At 49.3% G+C, this 6,192-nt stretch carries 2 protein-coding genes, 1 tRNA gene and 2 rRNA genes (1 of these 5 running past the window's edge); 4 read left to right on the top strand and 1 reads right to left on the bottom strand.

Annotated features, from left to right (window positions below; genetic code table 11):
- Positions 1 to 256 precede the first annotated feature (256 nt).
- The gene (locus BJP37_RS42255; RefSeq protein ID WP_438941525.1) at positions 257 to 598 is read left to right on the top strand and encodes a helix-turn-helix domain-containing protein; all 342 of its coding nucleotides are present in this window, start codon (positions 257 to 259) and stop codon (positions 596 to 598) included.
- A gap of 647 nt (positions 599 to 1,245) precedes the next feature.
- On the opposite strand, the gene argS is transcribed toward BJP37_RS42255, so the two are convergent.
- On the bottom strand, positions 1,246 to 3,003 hold the full coding sequence (argS, locus tag BJP37_RS07470) for an arginine--tRNA ligase (protein WP_075897687.1): 1,758 nt from the start codon (positions 3,001 to 3,003) through the stop codon (positions 1,246 to 1,248).
- Positions 3,004 to 3,744: 741 nt separating this feature from the next.
- Between argS and BJP37_RS07465 the strand changes: the two genes are divergently transcribed.
- The 3 genes from BJP37_RS07465 to BJP37_RS07455 all read left to right on the top strand — a co-directional run.
- A 16S ribosomal RNA gene (locus BJP37_RS07465) occupies positions 3,745 to 5,234 on the top strand.
- Positions 5,235 to 5,347: 113 nt separating this feature from the next.
- Positions 5,348 to 5,421: transfer RNA gene (locus tag BJP37_RS07460), tRNA-Ile, on the top strand.
- Positions 5,422 to 5,653: 232 nt separating this feature from the next.
- Positions 5,654 to 6,192, top strand: a 23S ribosomal RNA gene (locus BJP37_RS07455); it runs 2,335 nt beyond the window's last position.
- The 16S and 23S rRNA genes sit together here with 1 tRNA gene alongside, the layout of an rRNA operon.

The raw sequence follows: 6,192 nt of genomic DNA, 5'->3' as shown, positions 1-6,192 counted from the left end.
TCCCGACGCTGACCCTATCGGGTACAGCGCGGGGCTGCCGCCTTGAAGCTCACTAATTTTAAAATCGCTACAATCTATTGATACTGGATAGTGCGAAGTTCCGTGGTCGGTTGAGTGGTTGAATTACCCCTAAGACAAGAACACCCCGATCGCGCCTAGGGACGAGAATGTTCCAAACTGGCTGAGTTTTGCTGATTCAGCCAGTTTGATTATGGCTCTATATCGTCGAGTCGAGCAAATCTTAGAGGTAGTAATTATGGTCAAAGAAATTGAAGTACAAGCTAGTAGTGGTAATGTGTTTGCCGATTTAGGTTTAGAAAACTCTGATGAATTAATCGTTAAAGCAGAACTGGCTCGTAAGATTAGTAGTATTATTGCCAACCAGGGTATGACACAAGCTGCGGCGGCCAAGGTTTTAGGAGTAGATCAGCCTAAAGTGTCCGCACTTATCAATGGTAAGTTGGCGGGTTTTTCAATTGTGCAGCTGTTTCGCTTCGTGAAGTACCCCAGCCTGCTTAGCTGTTCGCGTAGCGTCGGCTTTGCCGAGGCTGGGGCTTCCAATCTCAACTCAACCAGGGACGGTCTTATTCGTCAATAGGGCTTCCCGCGCGCGTCCCCGACGCCTCAAACAGAGGCGCGACCCCAGGCCTGGTTCCCCGGCCTAGGAGGAGCGCGCCTGCTGATCTTGGTCTTACTCAGCGTCCACAGGCAGACATCCACCTTCCGCAGACGTATAACTTTTACGACAGACTCACCTTGGAATTACGACTCTATGGTCAACCAGCCGGGGCTTGCCTCTTCCCTGAGCTCTGCTAGTACTTTGTACACCCTTAGGTTTGACTAATTGATCAGAAATCAGACCATTTGTAAGGTAGCCTTTTAGTCAGTCAGGCGGGTCTTGAAGTTACCGTAAGGATAGTGGAGCCTTTATGGTTAGTCGGCTATGCATAAAAGGGTTAAAACTGTTTGATTAAGGCTCCACTATCCTAAGGTTTCGTCTCAGCAACCAGCTTTATTATAACACAATTCGCTATTAGTTGTTTTCTCGCTATCCATCCCCACCCTTAAGAGGGTGGGGAATTCCGCGAGGATTGTTAAACGCTTTGGGTCAAGATGTGGAAATTGTGGTTAAAACCAAACCATTATCTCACCCTGGGGCTCGAACACTAGTGTCGTGAACTAGCTGACGTAAGTATTCAGCGATCAGCCTTTGGCCAAAGGCTGATCGCTGATGGCTTAACGTTACTACATCCGCTCCAGTACCTGAATTCCCAGTAAAGACAATCCCAGTTTCAGAGTTCTAGCAGTCAAATCACATAGCAGCAGACGGGATGTCCGCTTGGGTTCTTCGGCTTTCAGTACAGGGCATTGGTCATAGAATTGATTAAACTTCTGACTCAGTTCAAACAAATACTGACAAAGGCGATTCGGCATCAATTCTTTCTCAACTTCACCAAGAACCTCATTTAGTTGTAATAACTTCTTCCCTAGCACCAATTCTGCGTCTTCTTCCAACAAAATTTTGGCATCGGTTCCCAGTTGCTCAAAATCAATCTCCCCTTTGCGGCTAATGCCCTGAATGCGGACATAGGCATAAAGCATATATGGTGCTGTATTGCCCTGGAGTGCCAACATCTTATCAAAGCTGAATATATAGTTGCTGGTACGATTTTGACTAAGGTCAGCATACTTAACTGCACTCATGCCTACGACTTTGGCAACATGCTCTTTAAATTCCTCAGTTTCCTCCCGACCTTCTTGCTTCAGTCTCGATTCCAAATCAGCACCAGATCGTGCGATCGCTTCATCCAATAAATCCCGCAACCGCACTGTTTCCCCAGACCGCGTTTTAAGCTTTTTGCCATCTTCACCCAGAACCAAACCAAAGGGAACATGAACGACTTCAAGATTTTCTGGAAGAATACCAGTCCGCCGAGCCACCTGAAATACCTGGGTAAAATGATTTGCTTGTCCGGAATCAGTAACATATATAATCCTTTGAGCCTGGTCTTGCTCAGTCCGGTAGCGCAGTGCAGCTAAGTCAGTGGTGGCATAGTTATAGCCCCCATCAGATTTTTTCACAATCAAGGGCAGAGGCTCACCATCTTTATTTGTAAACCCCTCAAGGAAAACACATTTGGCTCCCGAGTCTTCCACTAACAAGCCAGACTTGTCTAAATAGTCCACAACCTCTGGTAGGAAAGGATTGTAAAAGGATTCCCCCCTTTCGGTGAGCTGAATATCCAGCAAATCGTAGATAATCTGAAACTCCCGCCGAGATTGATCACACAGTAGTTGCCAAGCACGGCGGCTATCGGCTGCACCAGATTGCAGTTTAACAACTTCGAGCCTAGATGCCTCCCGAAACTCCTCATCTGCATCAAACCGTTGTTTAGCTTGCCGATAAAGGGTGACTAAATCTCCCAAATCCAGGGCATCAGCTGTAGTCAAAGCACTTGGGTAAGCTTCCCTGAGATAGGTGATCAACATCCCAAATTGGGTGCCCCAATCTCCCACATGATTCAAGCGCAGTACATTTTGACCCCGAAATTCTAAGATCCGGGCAATCGAATCCCCAATAATCGTTGAACGTAGATGTCCCACATGCATCTCTTTAGCAATATTGGGAGAAGAAAAATCAACAATGACCCGTCGAGGGGCTGAAGCGACTGCTACTCCTAGACGTGGGTCAGTATAAATCTCCCTTAGCCGTTCTTCCAAGTAAGCAGGTTTTAAGCTCAAATTAATGAAGCCTGGACCAGCAATAGTCGGGCTCTGACATATCTCAGCCACATCTAGATACTGCAACAAAGATTCTGCGATCGCTCTTGGCGGCTGTTTCAAACGTTTGCTCAAAGCCAACGCCACATTAGACTGATAGTCACCAAATTTGGGATTGCTGGCAGGTACCATCATTGGATCTACCCCTGCCACGTCAGAACCGAAGGCAGCAGTTAAGGCTTGAGTGAATTGAAGTCTAAGTTGTTCAACAATGGATTTCATGGTGCCAGTGCAAAGGGCTCTTCACTAATCTTGCCTCTGAATGGTAACAGCCACTACTTACCGATTAATCCTAGAGGTAACCGGACAATTACCGTAAATCCAAGTGAATTTCCCGTTTTACTCGGAAGCATCGGAGTAGTTATGCCAACCTGCACTCGCGCTTTCCATCAAGACAACAACCAACCAACACGCCCCTGTTCAGGTATGTATCTAAATACACAATAATTACTGAATAATTCTCCCGACTCCCGACTCCCGACTCCCGACTCCCGACTCCCGACCTAAATCTAAAGAACCTACCCCTGTGACCTGAGAGCTTCCCCCTCTTCCCCTCGTCAGACCTCGAAAAGCGATGCAGCGCGGTCATGGGGTTTCCCCCATGACCGCGCTGCATCAAGACACGGATTGAAAAAAAAAATTTTAAATTCCAAAACCCTTGCCATACCTAGATTGCAAGGATTTCTCAAAAAAAAGTTTCGGTTTTAGGTTGACAAACGCTTTTTTCCCCTTTACATTAGTAAATGGCGATGAGGAAAGCCAAGCGCACCGCACCGCCCCGAACCAAGAAAAATCTATAGTTTGAGAGCCAATATACGGTCGCTACTCGTCAAGAAATTTTCAGGTTAATCTGACCTCATTATAGGACAGATTGACCAAAACTAAAACCTAAAATTCCGAACCGGTTCGAAGTTAACTGTAAGGGTTGACTAAGAGTCGGGGAAAGAAAAAAACAACTTGAGTACCATGGAGAGTTTGATCCTGGCTCAGGATGAACGCTGGCGGTATGCTTAACACATGCAAGTCGAACGCCCCTTCGGGGGAGTGGCGGACGGGTGAGTAACGCGTGAGAATCTGCCTTAGGGTCGGGGACAACCACCGGAAACAGTGGCTAATACCGGATGTGCCGAGAGGTGAAAGATTTATTGCCATAAGAGGAGCTCGCGTCTGATTAGCTAGTTGGTAGGGTAAAGGCTTACCAAGGCAACGATCAGTAGCTGGTCTGAGAGGATGAGCAGCCACACTGGGACTGAGACACGGCCCAGACTCCTACGGGAGGCAGCAGTGGGGAATTTTCCGCAATGGGCGAAAGCCTGACGGAGCAATACCGCGTGAGGGAGGAAGGCTTTTGGGTTGTAAACCTCTTTTATCAGGGAAGAAGAAAGTGACGGTACCTGAGGAAAAAGCATCGGCTAACTCCGTGCCAGCAGCCGCGGTAATACGGAGGATGCAAGCGTTATCCGGAATTATTGGGCGTAAAGCGTCCGTAGGTGGTACCTCAAGTCGGCTGTTAAAGACCAGGGCTTAACTCTGGGCAGGCAGTGGAAACTGAGGAACTAGAGGGCAGTAGGGGTAGAGGGAATTCCCGGTGTAGCGGTGAAATGCGTAGATTTCGGGAAGAACATCGGTGGCGAAGGCGCTCTACTGGACTGAACCTGACACTGAGGGACGAAAGCTAGGGGAGCGAATGGGATTAGATACCCCAGTAGTCCTAGCTGTAAACGATGGATACTAGGTGTAGCTTGTATCGACCCAAGCTGTGCCGAAGCCAACGCGTTAAGTATCCCGCCTGGGGAGTACGCACGCAAGTGTGAAACTCAAAGGAATTGACGGGGGCCCGCACAAGCGGTGGAGTATGTGGTTTAATTCGATGCAACGCGAAGAACCTTACCAGGGCTTGACATGTCGCGAATCCCGGTGAAAGCTGGGAGTGCCTTCGGGAGCGCGAACACAGGTGGTGCATGGCTGTCGTCAGCTCGTGTCGTGAGATGTTGGGTTAAGTCCCGCAACGAGCGCAACCCTCGTTTTTAGTTGCCAGCACGTGGTGGTGGGCACTCTAGAGAGACTGCCGGTGACAAACCGGAGGAAGGTGGGGATGACGTCAAGTCAGCATGCCCCTTACGCCCTGGGCTACACACGTACTACAATGGTCAGGACAATGGGCAGCCAACTCGCAAGGGGGAGCTAATCTCATCAAACCTGGCCTCAGTTCAGATTGCCGGCTGCAACTCGCCGGCATGAAGGAGGAATCGCTAGTAATCGCCGGTCAGAATACGGCGGTGAATCCGTTCCCGGGCCTTGTACACACCGCCCGTCACACCATGGAAGCTGGCCACGCCCGAAGTCGTTACCCTAACCCGTATGGGAGGGGGATGCCGAAGGCAGGGTTGGTGACTGGGGTGAAGTCGTAACAAGGTAGCCGTACCGGAAGGTGTGGCTGGATCACCTCCTTTTCAGGGAGACCGACTGAGACCCACTCGAAGCCAAAGGTGCAAGAGCGGTAATCAGGTCAACCGAGGTCGAAGGGTAGAGAACGGGGCTCTCAAACTAATGATGGTTCGGATATGGGCTATTAGCTCAGGTGGTTAGAGCGCACCCCTGATAAGGGTGAGGTCCCTGGTTCGAGTCCAGGATGGCCCACATCTATATAAATGGTGAAGCGGCTAACAGCCAAAAGCTAATTAAAGCCAAGAAAACAAAGAACGGAAAACAAGCTCAGCACCGGAACTGCAGGAAAAAACCAGTTCAGGATGCTGGACTTTGAGTCCAGTAAAGAACCAAGAAAATTGCATAGCGAAGTGTAGAAAAGCCAAAAAGTCGAGCCGCGAGCGAAACGAGAGTTATCGTAAAAGCGGTAAAACAGAACAAGTATGGTCAAGCTACAAAAGGCTAACGGTGGATACCTAGGCACACAGAGGCGAAGAAGGACGTGGTGACCGACGATAAGCTTCGGGGAGCTGGAAACAAGCAGAGATCCGGAGATTTCCGAATGGGGCAACCCAAAAACGGCTGACTGAATCAATAGGTCAGTACGAGCGAACCCAGCGAACTGAAACATCTTAGTAGCTGGAGGAAAAGAAAGCAAAAGCGATACCCTCAGTAGCGGCGAGCGAAAGGGGCAGAGCCTAAACCATCAGCAATGCTGGTGGGGTAGTGGGACAGCAGAACGGTAACTGGAAACTAGATCAAGCAGCTGAATACTGCACCAGAGAAGGTGAAAGTCCTGTAGTCGAAAGTGGAAAGTTGTCAGCTGAATCCCGAGTAGCACGGGGCACGTGGAATCCCGTGTGAATCAGCGAGGACCACCTCGTAAGGCTAAATACTCCTGTGTGACCGATAGGGAAACAGTACCGCGAGGGAAAGGTGAAAAGAACCCCGGGAGGGGAGTGAAATAGAACATGAAACCGTTAG

This window comes from Moorena bouillonii PNG (genome assembly GCF_001942495.1).
Classification (GTDB): domain Bacteria; phylum Cyanobacteriota; class Cyanobacteriia; order Cyanobacteriales; family Coleofasciculaceae; genus Moorena; species Moorena bouillonii.
Note: the sequence above shows the minus strand (reverse complement) of the source record. Positions and strands in the feature narration are given on the sequence as shown.

What these genes read in the sequence shown, in the direction of transcription:
- argS (WP_075897687.1), bottom strand. Translation starts at nt 3,003, where the DNA reads ATGAAATCCATTGTTGAACAACTTAGACTTCAATTCACTCAAGCCTTA.
- BJP37_RS42255 (WP_438941525.1), top strand. Translation starts at nt 257, where the DNA reads ATGGTCAAAGAAATTGAAGTACAAGCTAGTAGTGGTAATGTGTTTGCC.